We start from the raw sequence: 13695 nt of genomic DNA on the forward strand, positions 1-13695 counted from the left end.
CGCCGTTTCGCGCCGGAAGGCCATAGTCTGGCGGCGGTACAGTGGACGTCATGGGACTTGGGAACGAGCCGGACACGACAGGTGCGACGGGCACGATTCGCATCGGCGTATTGGACAACGATCCGTTCGCGTTGGACGCGATGTGCGCGATGATCTCGGCCATGTCAAGGGATTTCCGCATTATGTGGGCCACCGGGTCGCCCGCCGTGGCGATCGAGCACTGTCACAACACACGTACCAGACCGGATGTGCTTGTGCTGGATATGGCGTTGGGCGGCGTCACCGGCGCGGACGTGTGCCGGCGCATCCGACGCAGAACGAGCGAAGTGGGCGTCATCTGTGTCACCTCGTATTCGACGGACGTCTACCGGGATGAAGCGATTGCGGCCGGCGCGCAGGGATTGTTCGCCAAAGAACGGCTCAAAACCGACATCACCGAAGCGATACGGCAGGCGGCTCATGGCTCGCCGACCGCCGCACAGGCCGCGACCGGGTTCCGGGACGCGACGTCGGCTCACACGATGCTGTCCGACACGGTGCCGGCGCGGATGTCCGAGGACATGAAGGATTCGCTGTCCGCCCGCGAGAAGGACATCCTGCGCCTGTACGCGAAACGGCTCACCACCGACGAGATCGCGCAACGACTCGGCATCGCCAAAGGCAGCGTATTCACGTACGTGCATCGCGCGGCCGGCAAGCTCGGCGTGACCAGCCGCAAGGAGGTGCTTGAGGCATGCGCCCGATACGATCTGCTATAGACCGGATTGCCGGACGAATTGGTCCGGGCAACGACCATCCGGTCATCTCGGCGACATGTGTGCTGCTGACTGCGGCCCTCATCGCGGAATACATGGCCCGGGCCACGACAGATGCTTCCTCAACGACGAGCGTGCAGCATCTTGTATTGGTTCTGGCGATGCTCGCTGGTCTGATCGGCGGCATGTTCCGCCCGCAATGGTTTCTCTGGGCGGCGCTTGTGGCCGGGGAGATGCTCATGCTGGCGATGCCGATGATCACACCACTTGCCATCATCATCACCTGCACCGGGTTCCTCGCCTATCTGGACACATGGTCGGGTGCAATTGCCACCGGAATGCTGCTCATCTCCACCACGTTCGGCGTCGAACCCGGAAGTGGCCGTCAGCTGGTGGCTACGCTGCAAAACCTCGCGTTCTACTGCTTCCCACTACTGACCGGTCTGTTGCTGCACATGATGCGACAGCGTGACCACGACTCATATCTGCTGCGCCGCCAGCAGGAACGCGAGGACACGGCCCGCGACCTGCACGACACCATCAGCAATGACCTCGCCTACCTCATCCTGCGCATCGACCACGCCGAAACCAATGGCATGCCCAACAGCGAACACGAATACCGGCAACAGCTCCGGGAACTACGCGACGCGGCCAATCGCGCCATGACCCATACGCATGAGGTCATCGAATCACTCGAGGAACGTGAATCGCAGCACCTACAGTCGGGAGTGTCGGAAGCGCGAGACGGAACACCAACACCGCTTCCGGCCGACGATTCCGTCACCGTACAACAAGGAGAACTGCAATCCCTGATCGACGGCGAGGAGACGAAACTCGAATCGCTCGGATTCACCGGCGACAACCTGCTCGGCGAACTCCGTCACCCGCTCTCCCCCGACATGATGCGACTGCTCACGGGATTGCTGACCGAACTGTACGCGAACATCGCCAGGCATGCCGACCCGGTCGAGTGGTATGCGGTCTCCATCAGCTTCGATATGAACGACGGAATCCGCATCTCAGTCAGCGACACCACCGCCGAACATGACGAGAAACTTGGAATGGGCAGCGGACTCGACCGCTACCGCACCATCATCGAAACGGCCGGCGGCACTTTCGAAACACACGCACAAGCCGGGCACTGGCAACTGGATGCCGCCATACCAGATACAACACAAGAAACATGACCGGCAGCCGCCGAGAATCAGACAGAGACCAGCTCGCCGTGGGTCAGCTTATTCCCGCAACAAGGTCTTCGCAGGCCAATCACGGCTCATGGTCCTTCCCTGATTCCGATACACCATCCAGGTAATGGTTTTTGGCATCGAGATTCGCGATGACTCCGCATATGACAAGCCACATGACAAGGATGATGGCAAGGGCGAGGAGTATCCACCACCAAATCATGTCCATGTTATTGATGTCGCGGGTCGCGATGACGCCGACCGCCACTTCCACTGTCATCAGCGCAATCAGAACACCGCATCCGAGAAACACGAACGCGTACTTGCGGTGCACGTATTCCCATGTCTCATCCGAGGCGATCGTCCAACGGGTCTTGATGCCGACCTGATAGTTCCGCTCCAATCGGCCGTCTTTCGCGGACCGGTACGTGGAGAAGCACCACCGGGCCGTCAACAGGAAAATAACAATCAATCCCAGAAGCATGTTCCCAATCCTTTCCTACGTTCACCCGCGAATGATACGCTCTCCCGCACTCACGTCACCGGCGCGACGATCATCGTTCCGTTGAACCGCCGGACGCCCATACGAGCAGGGCGCCGGCGACGGAGACGACGATGACGCCGAGCATGGCTGTGGGCGTGATGGTCTGGCGCAGGATCAGCGCGGCGATGACGACGCTCATGGCCGGGTCGATGGAGAACAACGTGCCGACCACGCGTGCCGACGTGATGCGCCCGGACAGCGTGTCCATCGTGTAGGGAATCGCCACGCCCAGCACTGCCGACGCGACGATGATGCCCCATTGGGAGGGCGTCGCATGCGTGGCGTGGCTGACGGATATCGGCAGGGTGGCGAGCGCGGCGACCGTGACCGACAGGGCGAGCCCGTCCAATCCGGTGCCCGTCTTGCCGACCTTGTCGGCGAACAGCGTATATAGGCCGAAGCAGACGGCCGACCCCAATGCGAACAGGTAGCCGGAAGGGTTGAAGTAGCCGCCCGGTGTGAACGAGATCAAGCCCACGCCCACCAGCGCGACCACCGCGCACAGGCCTTCGCGCCAATGATGGGAGCCGGCGAGGGAGACCACGCAGGGGCCGAGGAATTCCAAGGTGACGGCCACACCCATCGGGATGCGGTCGATGGCCGAGTACAGGCAGATGTTCATCGCCGCCATCGCGAGTCCGTAGGCCGCGATGCCCAGCCATTCGCCTTTCGACCGGCCGGCCAGCTTCGGCCGGATGAGCGCGAGCATGGCGAGCGCGGCGACGAGCATGCGCATCGAACTGACCGGAATCGGCCCGAGGGCATCGAACAACGAGGCCGACAGCGATGATGACATCTGGATGCCCAACGAACCGATCATCACCATGCCCGCCGCGGCCATCACACGACCGCGTTCAGAACGCGATATCCGACGTTTCCCCACTCTCGACTCCCCCGAAGACAGGCATCCCGCCACGCCGGCCACAATCAGCCGTCGGAGCACGGCGAATCATGCCGATATCCTTATCACCCAACGCGTTGCCATGATACGGCCGACGAAGACACGGAAGACATGCCACGTCGACTATGGACGACATGACGGCAGGACGGCGTGCAGGATCCACGTGCCGTCTTCGGCGGAAGTGACGATCGAACCTCCGAGAGCATTGAACCGCGCGCGATGCAGGGCCAGTCCTTTTCCTGAGCGCGGCTTGTCCGGCAACGGCGGATGCCTGGCGATGTCGTTGATCTGATCGGCGGACAGGCCGTCGTCATTGCGGCGCACGACCACCCGGTATGCGCCGGACGGGTCGCCATGCACGGCGATGTTAGTGTACAGCTCGCGAAGCAGACCGATGAGAGCGGTCTCCCGTTCGCGGGTGGCATCGTCCGCATCCGTCGACTCGTCTTCCGGCAGGTCGTCGATCATCGTCGAATCGCCAGTGAAGCCGAGTCGCGCCAGAAGCCGGTCGTTCCGGTCCAACACGTCGCGGACACGTGCGGGGAACGTGGCCGCCGCGGAATCACTGTCGTTGCACTGTCCGGCGCGACCATCATCGTCTTCGACGCCGGTCCCGTCGCCGCCATTCCCGTCGAGCATGTCGATGACCGTGCGCACCTCGCCGAGCGTGCCGATCGTATGCCGGTACAGGTCGTCGAACAGCTCGGCATGCTCGTCGTCCGTCGCACGTGAGCGTTCGTAATCCAATCGCATGGCCATGTACGCGAGATCGTTCGTCACCGCGTCATGGATCCGGCTCGCCGCCCGCTCGTCGCGGCGCATCGCCTCCACCCGGTCGCGTTCCCGCTCGTAACGCAGCCGGTTCTGTTCCGCCTGCACGGCCGTCGCCCGCCATGACATCGCACGGCCGAACGCATACACGACGAAGAACGACACCAGCAATATCGCGTAATCACCGAACGGGATACCGGCGCGCGCCGCGACCATCCAACGCACCGCGGCGATCGACGGCGGCAGCAGCCACCACCATCGCGACCGCCCGTACCGGCCGATCGCCGCCAACGCGACCCACATGCCGTAGAACAGGCTCGCCCCGCCCATATCCGGCAGGAAGGCGCACGCCATATACGTGACGGCGACCGCCATGCTCAATGGCAACGGGCGGAACGGCAACGCCAGCAGACACAGGATGTGCATGACCGTCAGCGTCGTGGTGGCCACGAGCTGCGCGGGATACTCGACCATCTCCAACACCGTCAAGCCGGCGGACAACAGCACGACGCACCACATGACCGGCCCCACGCCGGCGGCGCGGACACGCTCACCCGCGCGGCGGACTAATTCTGCAGCATCAGCCATTCGGCCACCGCCTGCGTCCGATTCCTCGCACCCAGCTTCCTTGCCGCGCGCATCACATACGTCTTCACCGACGACTCCCCCACATGCAGCAGTTCGCCGATCTCGCGCGAGCTCCTGCCCTGCGCGCACAGACGCATGACCTCGCGTTCACGCTCCGTCAACGCCACCACGGCAACGGACGCGGACACGCCTGAGCCCAAACCCGAACCCGCGATGGAACCGCCATCGGCGACGGTCCCATCGCACGCGACGAGCGGCGCATGAGACCGGGCGGCCGCCGGATCGGGCACGTACCGGGTCTGCGGCATACGGCCGTTGGCCAACGCGACCGCCGCATCGCAGATCTCCTTCACCCGCGCCTTGTCCATCACGCATTGCGCGCCCGCGGCCAACGCGTCGGCGGCGTAATGCTCCAGCGAGAACGACGTGATGCCGATCAGCGCGACGTCGGTCGTCTTCTCACGGATTCGCCGACATACCTCGACACCGTCCATCCCCTCCAACGACATGTCCACCAGCAGCACGTCCGGCCGGGAACCGGCGGACAGGCAACGGGCGACGGCGTCCCGGCCACGACGGCACGTCCAGATCACCTTGGCTTCGGGAAGATCCCGTCTGATCAGCAGCGTCATCATCCCGAGCGTCAGCGGATCATTGTCCACCATCGCCAGATCGAACCGTTTCCCGTCGTACATGGTCCACCACACTACAACGCCCGCGTGCCGTTCCGTCACGCCGAAACGGCGCGCGGCAGATTCCCACTAGTACAGCTGGTCATGCGAGCCGGTGCGGGTAAGCACCAGTTGGAGTTCATCACGGTCGATACGGTAGATGAGGAGCCAGTCGCCTTCGATATGAATCTCCCGGTAGCCTTTCCAATTGTTCACCAGCGCATGATCGCGGTACTTGGTCGCGAGCAAATCGCGATCCTCTGCCATCAGAGCCTTAACGGCGGCGCGCATCTTATCAACGTCGTAGTGCTTCTTGATGACCGCCTTGAAATCCTTCTTGAACTGCGTGGTGCGGAAAACAGTTCTAAGCATCCATCAGATCCTTCATCAACGCATCCACGGAGTCGAACGCCGCCCCTTCACGCGCATCGGCTTGACGACGAGCCTCAGCGTTGACCGGATTCTCCCTTGTCGCGCGGAATGGCATTCCGTTATCGGTGATGGATTGCCGAAGGAACATGTTCAATGCAGTGGACAGATCCAACCCCATCGATTCATAAAGGGCCTTCGCCTGCCGCTTGACCTGCGGATCGGTTCTGAAACTGATCGTCGCGGTATCCGTCATCACACACCCCCAATCACAACGTGCCAATGTACTAACATTGTAACACATTCGAATGTCATACGGATGTGACAGACATTGCATCGGTTTCGTCTGCTCATCGAGCATTTCGCGCGCTATTTCGCACACTTTTCCATTCGTCGGCAGTGATGATGCGGTAGACGCCGTCGTACCGGCGGTCGATGAGCGGATAGTAGTCCTGCTTCGATTCGCCGACGACGTGCAGTCCGCACTTGGACATCACGCGGCCGGACTGCGGGTTCTGCGTGTAATGGCCTCCCCATACGGCGTCCACGCGCAACGTGCCGAACGCGTATTCGAGCACCGCGCGCAACGCCTCGGGCATGTATCCCCTGCCCCAGAACGGGCGTCCGATCCAGTAGCCGAGCTCCAGCGCCTCATCGCCCAGGTACCGGCCATAGCGGGCTTCGAGTTCCGGATTGCCTGTGACGACGTCGGCGGTGTAGTGGCTGACAGGTTTGAGCACGATGCTGCCCACCGGCGCATCGGCTTCGGTTTCGTTGTCCGCGGCTTCGCTGTCGTCCTTGATGGTGATGGCCCAGTTGTTCTCGACGGCGAGGATATTCCTGATGTCGTTCATGCTGTCTTCGACGCTGGTGTGCGGCGGCCATCCGCAACGCAGCCCGACCTCCGGGTCCGAGGCGTACCGGAACAGCGAGGCGGCCTCGGCCGCGTCGTCGACCCTCCACGGTCGCAGCGTCAGCCGTTCGGTCTCGATTCTGTCCATGATGCACCTCTCATCACCCATCATATGTATGCGTCCGGCATGAATCCGATACGGGTCCGTCGGACGCGTTCACCCTACCGCACACGCGCGAGTCACGCCGGCATATGCACGCCGCATCGCGCATGAATCGGCGACGATCACCGCAGTCGCTCCGTCACCGTGAAATGCTCCAGCACGACCATGGTGCCGTCGTCCACGACGAAATCCGGGTCGGCGAACCAGCCGCGGTATTCCTCCGAATTCCAGAAGGATTCGTGCGTGCGACGCCATTGCGCGACGGTGACGTCGCCCTCGCCTTCGTCGATGGCCTGCCGGTCGGTGACGCTTCCCAGCGGGACGGTCTCGACCTCCGTGGTCTCCAATACGGCCACGGGACGATCGGCGGAATCCACCAGCGCGGAACGGTCGCCAACGTGCGGCAACGGTTCGTCGTCCTCCGCATAGTCCATCAGCAGCGCGGCCGTGGCGGTCTTCGCCCCGGAGAGAATGAGCGCGACGAGACGGTCGCGCTCCGGGCCGGGAAAGCCGAATTCCGCCTCCGGCAGCCGCGCGATGGATTCGGCATCACTGTGTTCGATCATCGGCATGGTTCAGACCGTAGCATCACCGATGGCGTTGTCACCCGCGGCGTAGTCGGGAGCGACAACGCCATGCCTACCGTGTCCGCTCTGCGCCGCGACGGGTTTGGATCTCACTTTGGCGGTGAAATGCTCCGATTCGATTCTCCATACCGTGACGCTTCTCACCTGCGCGTCGGTGAACTCCACATGCGGCATGTGCGCCTGATGCGCCATCAGCGACCGCAGCCCGTGTCGGCGCGAGTCGAGATCGTCGACGATGGAGGCGACGCCTTCGCCCACGATCGATTTGAACGATTCACCCCAGCCGCACGCCATGCGTCCCGCGACGATCCCGCAGTCCGTGCGCATGGAGAATGCGACCGGCAGACGGTTGCCGGCGGCGCGGATCGCATCGATCTTGCGCCCGCGCACGGCCGAATGCATCCACAGGACGAGGCGGCCGCGAATCGCGATTCGCACCCCCTATTTCACATCGGCGCGACGCACCACAAGGACACCGATCGCATAGAGGACCACCGCCCAGGCGAGCAGCATCAGACCGGACTGCCACCAGGTCGGGTCGAAGCCGCCCGAGGTCGCGACCGAGGCAACCGTGTCAGCCGCGGATGAACCGCCGGAACCCGAGCCGGCACCCGCGGACCCACCGCCAGCGGCACCCATCAGCGCGACCGTCGCGCCCGTGACATCGACGCCACCGGTCAGGAACGTCGTCGTCGCCTGACTGGGCAGGCACGCCGCGACGGACTTGATCCACGCGAACCGGTCGCCGGCGAGCGAAACCAGAGACAATACCGAAGGCGCGATCATGACGATGCCGATGAGCGCGAACACGCCACCCACCGTGGAACGGCACAACCCGCCCAAGCCCAGCGCCATGACGGCCGTGACCGCCAGCACGCACGCGCCGCCAAGCACGGTGACCCACGGCAGCAGACGCTCGGAATCATCCAACGTTCCCACGCCACCGGCCGATGTGGCGAACAGTGCGTACGCGACACCCCACGACAGCAGCAACCCCGCCAGCGCGGACAGGAACGACAACGCCGCGGTCACGGCGGCCTTCGCGTTCATGAACAGCACACGATGCGGATCGGCGACGAACGACATCTGCACGGTGCGGGTCGTGTACTCGCTGGTGACGGTCATGACGCCGAGGATGCCGGTGACGATCATGCAGGTGACGGTGAAGCCGCCCACCGACGACCACATGAGGCTCGCGGGCAATTCCACCGGATGCGCGAGCGCCTTGCCGGTGCCGGGATCCATGCCGGCGATGAGCGTCATCGACCATGCGGACAGCGCGGCGCCGGCCGGCAGCAGCACGAGGTTGAGGACGAGCAGCACGATGGTGGACCGAATGCTCAACGCTTTGACGATTTCGCTGCGGAACACGCCCCATGCGTTGAGGCGTGCACCACCGACTCGCACGCCGCCGGTCCGCGTGGATGCGCGAGCGAGGCGCGCACCGTCCCGTCCCGCCTGTCCGACGGTTCGCCTGTCCGACCGTGTCCCCGGCCGTCCGCGTCCTTTCGACGCGTGCGCTCCCCTGCTCATCGCGTCACCTCCTGCGGACGGTTCGGCATATTCCCTTGCGGACGATTCTCTATGGCGACGTTTCTCCCGTCCGGTACCGTCGACGCGTATTCGACCGCGGTATGCGTCAACGCCATGTACGCCTCCTCGAGCGAGGCGCGCTCCTCGAGGAACTGGTAGATGACGAGTCCGGCGCGTGCGAACACGTCGGCCGTGGCTTTGAGGTCGGCGCCGACGATGCGGAACGCCTGCCCTTCCTCCGGGTCGCCTGCGGCACGCGCCGCAGGCATCACGCTCACACCGGCCGCATGCGCGAAGATGGCGTACAGCTTGGCCGGATCCGGGGTGACGACGCGAATCGAATGCCGCGAATGTTCGGCGACGAACGCGTTCACGGTGGTGGTTTCGAGGATGCGCCCCTGTCCGATGATGACGAGATCGTCGGCCGTGAGGGCCACTTCGCTCATGAGATGGGAGCTGAGCAGCACGGCCCGCCCCTGTGAAGCGTAGTACCGGCACAGTTCGCGCACCCATTTGACGCCTTCGGGATCGAGACCGTTGACGGGTTCATCGAGGACGAGATTGTGAGGGTCGCCGAGGAGCGCCGCCGCGATGGACAGACGCTGACTCATGCCAAGCGAGAACTGCCCGGCGGGACGTTGCCTCACCGCGGCGAGTCCAGTCATGTCGATGATCTCATCGACGCGTTTGCGACCGATGCCGTTGGTGAGAGCGAGCGCACGCAGGTGCGCGTAGGCGGATCGTCCGGGATGGGCCGATTTGGCGTCGAGTACGGCTCCGACGACTCTCATCGGCGCCTCGATGCGTTCGATGGGCCGTCCGTCGATGAGCGCACTGCCTTCGTCGGGGCGAATCAGGCCGAGAGCGGCGCGCATTGTGGTGGATTTTCCGGCTCCATTCGGCCCAAGGAATCCGGTGACTTTGCCGTCTTCGGCGGTGAAGGTGACGTGGTCGATGGCTTTGCGCGCGCCGCCTGCCGCACCACGCCGGGCAGCCGAGCCGGGTACCGTTCCGCCGCGCCCTGCCTGCATACCGCGAGCCCCTCCGCCGCGTGCCCCTCCGAATGATTTGGTGAGCCCCTGTATCTCGATCATTGCGCTCCTTCCTTGGATGCCGAGCGGATGATTTCCAGCCTACCGCGGATTGACGCGCCTCGCCGAATCGTCAATCCATGTGTCTCCCACCTCACCGAACCGCATCGCGTTCCCGCTTATCTCCAACGGACACGGAACCTCATCCTCAAGGATGAGATGCGTATTCATCCTTGTGACCGATGGAAATCCCGCGTGGCCGGGAAGACCATGGATGCAAACAGTCGGCAGCGTCGTGTGACGCGCGGCCCGTGGAGACAAGACAGCCTTGGCCTTGACCTCCGGGGACGCTTCTCATGGAAGGTGGATCATGCCAGCTATATCGGCGACGAATCTCTCAATCGGATACAGGAACTCCCCGATCGTCAGCGACATCAACCTGCAATTACGTACGGGCAGGATCATCTGCCTGCTCGGGGCGAACGGCGCGGGCAAGACCACGCTGATGAAGACGCTGCTCGGACGAATCAAGCCCGTGAGCGGGAACGTCACGTACACTGGGACGAATATCAACGAGATGTCCGCGGCGATAGACCACCCCAGTTTCTTCCCCTATCTGAGCGGCAGACGAAACGTCGAGGTGGCCTCCGCGTTCTGGGGTCTGGACGTGAATCCGGAGACGGCGTTGGACGCTGTCGGCATCGACCGCGCGGCGCATGGGCGGAAGGCGAAAGACTATTCGACGGGCATGAAGGAGCGTCTGGAGCTGTGCCTCTCCCTCGTACCGCATCCGAGATTCCTGTTCCTTGACGAGCCGCAGAACGGCTTGGACCCCGATGGCATCGCCTCCTTGTCCGAAACGCTTCGCGCCTATCGGGATAAGGGGAACTGCGTCGTCATCTCAACGCATCTGCTCCATGAGATCCAGGGAGTCCCGGACGAATGCATCATGATCCGACATGGCCGGGCCGTGCAGGTCGCGAATCTGACCGGGGTGAACCTCGCGAATCTGTATTACGGGAGGCATGAGTCGTGAGCGCCATTTCTCCCATTCGCGCGTTGGTCGCCTATTACTGGAATGCATGGTATTTCCTCGCCGCGGCGTTCGGTGTGGTAGCGTCCCTTCTGCTGGGCGCGTGGATCTCAGGCGCGGCGAACGGAACCCCGATAACCGGAGGATATTGCATCTATTTCACCGGCACCCAGCCGCTGATTTGTCTCACGTTGCTCTTCGCATGCGATGACAGGGTCGCGAAAGCGCACCATGGGGGCCTGCCCCGCCACGTGTATTGCGCGTGGACGCCGTGCTCGCTCAGGGCCATGTTCCGGGCTCTGATCCTGACCGCCGTGAACCTGCTGAGCGTCTTGTGCTTCGACGCCATCATGATCCTGACGGGTACCGGAATGCACCCGCATCTGGCCACCGTCCTGTGCTTCGTCGTGCTGCAGAGCCTTGCGACTTCCCTGATCTACTCGATCATCGAGATCATCACCGATCCCAAAATCGCCGGAATCGTCTCGGGCGTCCTTTGCTATGTCTGGGTTCTTCTGCCGGGAGACCTTCCCGATTATGCGACGCCCTACGTCGCGAACGCCCTGCGAACCGTCGGGTTGAACCTGAACGGCACCGTGATGTCGCCGGCGGAAACGGCGAGCCGATCGCCTATCGGCCCCGTGATGGTCGTCGTCCCGATTGTGGCGCTCATGGTCGCCTATGTCCTGTTGAGCTGGTTCCGTTGCAAAGGAGCGGATAAGAAATGAAATCCCTGATCCGTATCGAGCGCGTGTCGCTGATTCGCTGGTCGACGCTCGCCTTCATGGCCGTGCTTTTTCTCCCGCTGCTTTTCTTCCGTTACGGGAACACGGGCGCGGTGGTGCAGTCGGCGATGGTGATGGCGCTTCCCATAGCCACGGCCGGTCTCGTCTTCTCCCATGCGAGGGTGCCCTCTTCGTATCGTTCCTTCAGCATCCACGATCGGCTTCTGCTTCGCTTTACCTTGGAGTCGCTGTCGCTCGGCGTCGTGGTCAACGTCTGCCTGACTTTGCTGTATGGATTCGCCATCGGATTTGCCGTCAATGAGCGGCCTCTCTCACCGCATACCGTTGTGATGCTTGCGTTCGCCGCCGTCGTTCTTTCCCTTGCATGCTTCGCCCTGCGACTCTGGGCCAGTCCCCTCGTCGCCTGGAACGTCGTCGCCTTCTTCATCGTCGCCGGGCTTACGGTGAGCTCCGGCATATTCGAGGACGCGCCGATGCTGTACGCCGTCATACCGACCACATGGGCACTGCAGGGGGCGAGATTCGCCGGTTATGTGATTCCGGTCGGCGTCACCGTCGCCGCGATAAGCGCATGGCTGCTGCTCAAGGCGGTGATACGCGAGGCTCCCAATACGATTAGGAACTATGTATCATAAGGGATATGAGTGTTCTTTCCCTGGGCCAAGTGCGAGACGCCGCACGGAAAACCGCCCCGAACCATGGGGTGGGAGAGATGTATGTCTATGGTTCCGTTGCTCGCGGGGACAACAGCGCTCTTTCCGATGTCGATCTCGTCTATCGGCTGAACGAAGGGCAACGGGCCACGGCGGGAACGATTCTGTCGCTCAAGGATGATTTGGAATCCGCTCTCGGCGCTCCGGTATCACTGCTGTCCATGCGCACATTACTGTTCAACGCGCAGCACACTGCGTCGGGGAAACGATTCTATGACGCCATCAAAAACGATTTGACAAGGATCATGTGAGCATAATCGAGAACGTGATGCGCTCCTGCCGGACGAATTGATCGAGCATCTTGAATATGCGCATGAGGATGTGTCCCGATTCAATCAGGCCGAAGAATTAGCCTTGAGCCGTAGAGACCGCAATTCGGCGGCAAAGGAGATCGAACAGGCGCAGGAATGCGCCGCCCGGCTTTCGGAGTCCGTGCTTGATGCGGTAAAGAACGTTCCATGGAAAGAGCTACGCGGTCTACGCAATGTCATCGTTCATGAATACGGCGAAGTTGACTGGGATGTGTTGTATGACACGGTCATGTTTGATTTTCCGCCAGTCATTGACGCATTGCATGCCTATCGAAAGACTTTGGCTTGAATAAGCATTTTACGTATGCCCATAAGGGAAGACTCACACTCCCCGAAAATGCCGTGCGGCCCAGACGATGAGGCGTACACGGTTGGTTTGGCCGGGGTCCCTGAGAATGGTACCCAAACCCCTCCTGACGTCGAAACCGTCTCGTCCATGGATTCCTCGCCCGTGACTCACGCGATGAACGAGCGAGACTCCTCCAGACGAGCGCATCCTCCCGATTCATAGCAAAGCTCAGCCGACACGCGTCGTACCTCCATCGACGTGCCCGGCCTTCGTGAGTACCTTCTGCCCATCGGTCCGCCGCACACCGGGCACTTCCTCGCTCTCGCCGATTCGTCTCTGCAGATGGAACAAGTCAACCCGAAAAGTCAAGCACCCGGCCGGATCAACACCCGAACCGTTAATCGCACCACGACACGCGAACCCACAGTAAGCCTCACCCCGGATTTAAGACCCACGTTTCTTTACTTAACCCTGAATCATTATCATATTCCATGAAATCCCCCAAAGGGCCTCTCCGGACGGTCTTCGACTGAGCCGTGATGCAGGGTTATAGGAACCAAACGTGGTGTTTTAGAAATCCCGGGCGTGGTGTGGATGCTGTCGCAGGATTTCCGTTGTCTTCCTTTCCTTTTGCATCCAGGCCGAAGCTCGAT

General features: G+C 62.4%; 17 protein-coding genes and 1 pseudogene. 7 read left to right on the forward strand and 11 right to left on the reverse strand.

Annotated features, from left to right (window positions below; all coding sequences use genetic code 11):
• The first annotated feature begins 50 nt into the window (after nucleotides 1–50).
• Entirely contained in the window at nucleotides 51–758 is a 708-nt protein-coding gene (locus AC1AYD_RS02300) for a response regulator (protein WP_476501664.1), read from the forward strand.
• A complete protein-coding gene (locus AC1AYD_RS02305) occupies nucleotides 734–1942 on the forward strand; it encodes a histidine kinase (RefSeq protein ID WP_476501663.1) in 1209 nt (402 codons plus the stop codon). Before AC1AYD_RS02300 ends, AC1AYD_RS02305 begins: the two co-directional genes overlap by 25 nt.
• Before the next feature lie 79 nt (nucleotides 1943–2021).
• On the opposite strand, the gene AC1AYD_RS02310 is transcribed toward AC1AYD_RS02305, so the two are convergent.
• From AC1AYD_RS02310 to AC1AYD_RS02360, 11 genes and pseudogenes are all read right to left on the reverse strand, one after another.
• Nucleotides 2022–2423, reverse strand: coding sequence for an SdpI family protein (locus tag AC1AYD_RS02310; RefSeq protein WP_476501662.1), 402 nt, complete (start codon nucleotides 2421–2423; stop codon nucleotides 2022–2024).
• 70 nt (nucleotides 2424–2493) lie between these two features.
• Entirely contained in the window at nucleotides 2494–3324 is an 831-nt protein-coding gene (locus AC1AYD_RS02315) for an EamA family transporter (protein ID WP_476502017.1), read from the reverse strand.
• Between the two features lie 183 nt (nucleotides 3325–3507).
• Nucleotides 3508–4743, reverse strand: a complete 1236-nt coding sequence (locus AC1AYD_RS02320) for a sensor histidine kinase (protein WP_476501661.1) — start codon at nucleotides 4741–4743, stop codon at nucleotides 3508–3510.
• Nucleotides 4722–5408, reverse strand: coding sequence for a LuxR C-terminal-related transcriptional regulator (locus tag AC1AYD_RS02325; protein ID WP_476544629.1), 687 nt, complete (start codon nucleotides 5406–5408; stop codon nucleotides 4722–4724). Before AC1AYD_RS02325 ends, AC1AYD_RS02320 begins: the two co-directional genes overlap by 22 nt.
• 96 nt (nucleotides 5409–5504) lie before the next feature.
• Nucleotides 5505–5786: a type II toxin-antitoxin system YafQ family toxin gene (locus AC1AYD_RS02330; RefSeq protein ID WP_476501659.1), complete on the reverse strand. Its 282-nt coding sequence runs from the start codon at nucleotides 5784–5786 to the stop codon at nucleotides 5505–5507.
• Nucleotides 5779–6039, reverse strand: coding sequence for a type II toxin-antitoxin system RelB/DinJ family antitoxin (locus AC1AYD_RS02335; protein ID WP_476501658.1), 261 nt, complete (start codon nucleotides 6037–6039; stop codon nucleotides 5779–5781). Before AC1AYD_RS02335 ends, AC1AYD_RS02330 begins: the two co-directional genes overlap by 8 nt.
• Nucleotides 6040–6133: 94 nt before the next feature.
• Nucleotides 6134–6784 (reverse strand): GNAT family N-acetyltransferase, encoded by a 651-nt coding sequence (locus AC1AYD_RS02340; protein ID WP_476501657.1) that lies wholly within the window; start codon nucleotides 6782–6784, stop codon nucleotides 6134–6136.
• 137 nt (nucleotides 6785–6921) lie between these two features.
• On the reverse strand, nucleotides 6922–7371 hold the full coding sequence (locus AC1AYD_RS02345; protein ID WP_476501656.1) for an ASCH domain-containing protein: 450 nt from the start codon (nucleotides 7369–7371) through the stop codon (nucleotides 6922–6924).
• Nucleotides 7372–7374: 3 nt separating this feature from the next.
• Nucleotides 7375–7806 (reverse strand): annotated as a pseudogene (locus AC1AYD_RS02350) (pyridoxamine 5'-phosphate oxidase family protein); the annotation flags it as partial.
• 21 nt (nucleotides 7807–7827) lie between these two features.
• On the reverse strand, nucleotides 7828–8730 hold the full coding sequence (locus AC1AYD_RS02355) for a hypothetical protein (protein WP_476544630.1): 903 nt from the start codon (nucleotides 8728–8730) through the stop codon (nucleotides 7828–7830).
• A 185-nt stretch (nucleotides 8731–8915) separates the two neighbouring features.
• Nucleotides 8916–9950: an ATP-binding cassette domain-containing protein gene (locus AC1AYD_RS02360; protein WP_476501654.1), complete on the reverse strand. Its 1035-nt coding sequence runs from the start codon at nucleotides 9948–9950 to the stop codon at nucleotides 8916–8918.
• 370 nt (nucleotides 9951–10320) lie between these two features.
• Between AC1AYD_RS02360 and AC1AYD_RS02365 the strand changes: the two genes are divergently transcribed.
• The 5 genes from AC1AYD_RS02365 to AC1AYD_RS02385 are packed head-to-tail and all read left to right on the forward strand — an operon-like array spanning nucleotide 10321 to nucleotide 13042.
• A complete protein-coding gene (locus AC1AYD_RS02365) occupies nucleotides 10321–10986 on the forward strand; it encodes an ABC transporter ATP-binding protein (protein WP_476501653.1) in 666 nt (221 codons plus the stop codon).
• Nucleotides 10983–11711: a hypothetical protein gene (locus AC1AYD_RS02370; RefSeq protein ID WP_476501652.1), complete on the forward strand. Its 729-nt coding sequence runs from the start codon at nucleotides 10983–10985 to the stop codon at nucleotides 11709–11711. The genes AC1AYD_RS02365 and AC1AYD_RS02370 overlap by 4 nt, the downstream gene beginning before the upstream one ends.
• Nucleotides 11708–12364 (forward strand): cytochrome C oxidase subunit IV, encoded by a 657-nt coding sequence (locus AC1AYD_RS02375; RefSeq protein WP_476501651.1) that lies wholly within the window; start codon nucleotides 11708–11710, stop codon nucleotides 12362–12364. Before AC1AYD_RS02370 ends, AC1AYD_RS02375 begins: the two co-directional genes overlap by 4 nt.
• 5 nt (nucleotides 12365–12369) lie before the next feature.
• On the forward strand, nucleotides 12370–12693 hold the full coding sequence (locus AC1AYD_RS02380) for a nucleotidyltransferase family protein (protein WP_476501650.1): 324 nt from the start codon (nucleotides 12370–12372) through the stop codon (nucleotides 12691–12693).
• Nucleotides 12694–12730: 37 nt separating this feature from the next.
• Nucleotides 12731–13042 carry a HepT-like ribonuclease domain-containing protein gene (locus AC1AYD_RS02385; protein WP_476501649.1) on the forward strand — a complete coding sequence of 104 codons (312 nt, stop codon included), beginning with the start codon at nucleotides 12731–12733 and terminating at the stop codon, nucleotides 13040–13042.
• The last annotated feature ends 653 nt before the right edge of the window (nucleotides 13043–13695 follow it).

It is taken from the genome of Bifidobacterium sp. LH_426 (genome assembly GCF_056356875.1).

What these genes read in the sequence shown, in the direction of transcription:
- AC1AYD_RS02380 (WP_476501650.1), top strand. Translation starts at nt 12,370, where the DNA reads ATGAGTGTTCTTTCCCTGGGCCAAGTGCGAGACGCCGCACGGAAAACC.
- AC1AYD_RS02360 (WP_476501654.1), bottom strand. Translation starts at nt 9,950, where the DNA reads ATGCAGGCAGGGCGCGGCGGAACGGTACCCGGCTCGGCTGCCCGGCGT.
- AC1AYD_RS02315 (WP_476502017.1), bottom strand. Translation starts at nt 3,324, where the DNA reads ATGGCCGCGGCGGGCATGGTGATGATCGGTTCGTTGGGCATCCAGATG.
- AC1AYD_RS02365 (WP_476501653.1), top strand. Translation starts at nt 10,321, where the DNA reads ATGCCAGCTATATCGGCGACGAATCTCTCAATCGGATACAGGAACTCC.
- AC1AYD_RS02375 (WP_476501651.1), top strand. Translation starts at nt 11,708, where the DNA reads ATGAAATCCCTGATCCGTATCGAGCGCGTGTCGCTGATTCGCTGGTCG.
- AC1AYD_RS02340 (WP_476501657.1), bottom strand. Translation starts at nt 6,784, where the DNA reads ATGGACAGAATCGAGACCGAACGGCTGACGCTGCGACCGTGGAGGGTC.
- AC1AYD_RS02320 (WP_476501661.1), bottom strand. Translation starts at nt 4,743, where the DNA reads ATGGCTGATGCTGCAGAATTAGTCCGCCGCGCGGGTGAGCGTGTCCGC.
- AC1AYD_RS02345 (WP_476501656.1), bottom strand. Translation starts at nt 7,371, where the DNA reads ATGCCGATGATCGAACACAGTGATGCCGAATCCATCGCGCGGCTGCCG.
- AC1AYD_RS02300 (WP_476501664.1), top strand. Translation starts at nt 51, where the DNA reads ATGGGACTTGGGAACGAGCCGGACACGACAGGTGCGACGGGCACGATT.
- AC1AYD_RS02330 (WP_476501659.1), bottom strand. Translation starts at nt 5,786, where the DNA reads ATGCTTAGAACTGTTTTCCGCACCACGCAGTTCAAGAAGGATTTCAAG.
- AC1AYD_RS02325 (WP_476544629.1), bottom strand. Translation starts at nt 5,408, where the DNA reads ATGGTGGACAATGATCCGCTGACGCTCGGGATGATGACGCTGCTGATC.
- AC1AYD_RS02305 (WP_476501663.1), top strand. Translation starts at nt 734, where the DNA reads ATGCGCCCGATACGATCTGCTATAGACCGGATTGCCGGACGAATTGGT.
- AC1AYD_RS02310 (WP_476501662.1), bottom strand. Translation starts at nt 2,423, where the DNA reads ATGCTTCTGGGATTGATTGTTATTTTCCTGTTGACGGCCCGGTGGTGC.
- AC1AYD_RS02335 (WP_476501658.1), bottom strand. Translation starts at nt 6,039, where the DNA reads ATGACGGATACCGCGACGATCAGTTTCAGAACCGATCCGCAGGTCAAG.